Raw genomic sequence first — 2,151 nt, 5'->3', positions numbered from 1 at the left:
CGTACCCCCCCCCCCCCCCCCCCCCCCCCCCCCCCCCCCCCCCCCCCCCCCCCCCCCCAACCCCCCCCCCCCCCCCCCCCCCCCCCCCCCCCCCCCCGCGGGCCCCCCACGCATGTCATCTCAGTGGGCGGCGCTCGCCTCGGCCCGTTCCGGGTCCACCTGGTCGGTCAGGTCGCGCTCGCGCAGATGCGCCCGGATCGAGTACGTCAGGGCGGCGGCCCACAGGGCGTACGCGGCGATGTAGACCAGGACCCTCGTGGTGTCGGAGACGGAGAGCCAGTCGCTGTTCATGAGGGTGCGGGCGTTGGTGACGATGATGACGCCGCCCACCGCCGAGCCCAGGATGCGGGGCGGCAGCAGCCGTACCAGCCAGGCGGCCAGCGGCGCGGCCAGCAGGCCGCCGATGAGGAACGCGGCGACCCAGGTGAAGTCGATGCCCTGGGAGCCCAGGGAGAAGAGGAAACCCAGGCTCGCGGCCACCGCCACCAGGAATTCGCTGGTGTCGATCGAGCCGATGACCTTACGGGGTTCCATCCGGCCGGAGGCCAGCAGCGCGGGTGTGCCGACCGGGCCCCAGCCGCCCCCGCCGGTCGCGTCGAGGAAACCGGCGACCAGGCCCAGCGGGGTGAGGAAGCGGCGGCGCAGCGGGGCGCCCAGGCGGGTGCGCGGGAGGCCGCGCAGGGTGAAGCGGGTCAGGACGTAGGCGCCGAGGCCCAGCAGGATGACCGACATCAGCGGGGCGGCGACATCGGTGGACAGGTGGGACAGGACCGTCGCCCCGAGGAACGCGCCGACCGCCCCCGGTACCCCGATCCGCGCGACGACCTTCCAGTCCACATTGCCGAACCGCCAGTGCGAGGCCCCTGACATCAGCGTCGTACCGATCTCGGCCAGGTGCACGGTGGCGGAGGCGGCGGCCGGGTTGGTGCCGAGGGCCAGGAGCAGCGTGGTCGAGGTGACCCCGTAGGCCATGCCGAGACTGCCGTCCACGAGCTGGGCTCCGAAGCCCGCGAGGGCGAGCAGGATCAAGGTGCGCATGGCAGGCGTCCGTCCGTCGTCGTCGTATTCGATTCCCTGTATTCCCACCGGGTGGGTGGGAATACACGGTCCCGGACCCTAGACGGGGGTCCTGTCAGGACGCTTTGAGCGGATTCGGTGATCCGGTGCCGGTCCGGGCGGCCTGCCCGCTGCGTCCATCCGGCTGACCCGCGTCCCTTGCGCCGATCTGCGCCCCTCCCGCTGACCTGCGACAATGAGACTTTCTCAGCAACGACCCGGACGGTTGTCAGTACTTCCTCACCTGGCCCACAGCTTCCTCGTAGGCCCGGGGAACACGATCCTCTCGTTGTCACAGAGCGAGGAGTTCTTGGTTGACTTCCTCCCCCTCCTGATGGAGGGGGGTTCCTACGGCTCGCGCTGTAGGTGTTTCTGCTTCATCGCCGACTGCCCGCCCGGAGTGCTCCGTTGAGGTCTTACACCGGCTCCACAGACAGACGCCGTCAGCCCGACGGCCAGAATGTTGTTCGCCGCGTTCACGTCCCGGTCATGGGTCGTCCCGCAGCCCCCGCACGTCCAGGTACGGACGTGCAGCGGAAGCCTGTCCCGCAGGCTGCCGCAGGCGGAGCACAGCTTGGAGGAGGGGAACCAGCGGTCGACCGCGATCACCTCGCGGCCGTACCACTGGGCCTTGTACTCCAGCATGCTCCGCAGTTCCGACCACGCCGCGTCGCTGATGGCGCGGGCCAGGCCGGCGTTCCTCACCATGTTCCGGACGGAGAGGTCCTCGATCACGATCGTTTGGTTCTCACGAACGAGCCGGGTGGTGAGCTTGTGGAGATGGTCGCGCCTGCGGTCGGCGATGCGGGCGTGGACCCTGGCGACCTTGCGGCGGGCCTTGGCCCGGTTCGCCCCGTCGCCCGCCGCCTTGCGGGCGAGCTGCCGCTGGGCCCTGGCGAGACGGACGCGGTCACGGCGCTCGTGCCGGGGGTTGGCGACCTTCTCCCCAGTGGAGAGGGTCAGCAGGTGGTCGAGTCCGACGTCGATGCCGACGGCCGTGTCCGTGGGCGGGAGCGGCTTCACGGTGGGGTCCTCGCACAGCAGGGACACGAACCAGCGTCCGGCCGCGTCCTGCGACACCGTCACCGTGGACGG

Annotated in this window: 2 protein-coding genes; both read right to left on the bottom strand. The window is 71.3% G+C overall.

Annotated features, from left to right (window positions below; all coding sequences use genetic code 11):
• Positions 1–120: 120 nt before the first annotated feature.
• Positions 121–1,038 carry a sulfite exporter TauE/SafE family protein gene (locus ACFXAZ_RS39140; protein ID WP_384601759.1) on the bottom strand — a complete coding sequence of 306 codons (918 nt, stop codon included), beginning with the start codon at positions 1,036–1,038 and terminating at the stop codon, positions 121–123.
• A gap of 366 nt (positions 1,039–1,404) precedes the next feature.
• A partial coding sequence (locus ACFXAZ_RS39135) for an RNA-guided endonuclease InsQ/TnpB family protein (RefSeq protein WP_384601756.1) occupies positions 1,405–2,151 on the bottom strand: 747 nt, incomplete at its 5' end.

It is taken from the genome of Streptomyces sp. NPDC059477, from assembly GCF_042749375.1.
Taxonomy (GTDB): domain Bacteria; phylum Actinomycetota; class Actinomycetes; order Streptomycetales; family Streptomycetaceae; genus Streptomyces.
Note: the sequence above shows the minus strand (reverse complement) of the source record. Positions and strands in the feature narration are given on the sequence as shown.

Excerpts from the sequence above, each read along its gene's own strand:
- ACFXAZ_RS39140 (WP_384601759.1), bottom strand. The coding sequence starts at position 1,038 with ATGCGCACCTTGATCCTGCTCGCCCTCGCGGGCTTCGGAGCCCAGCTC.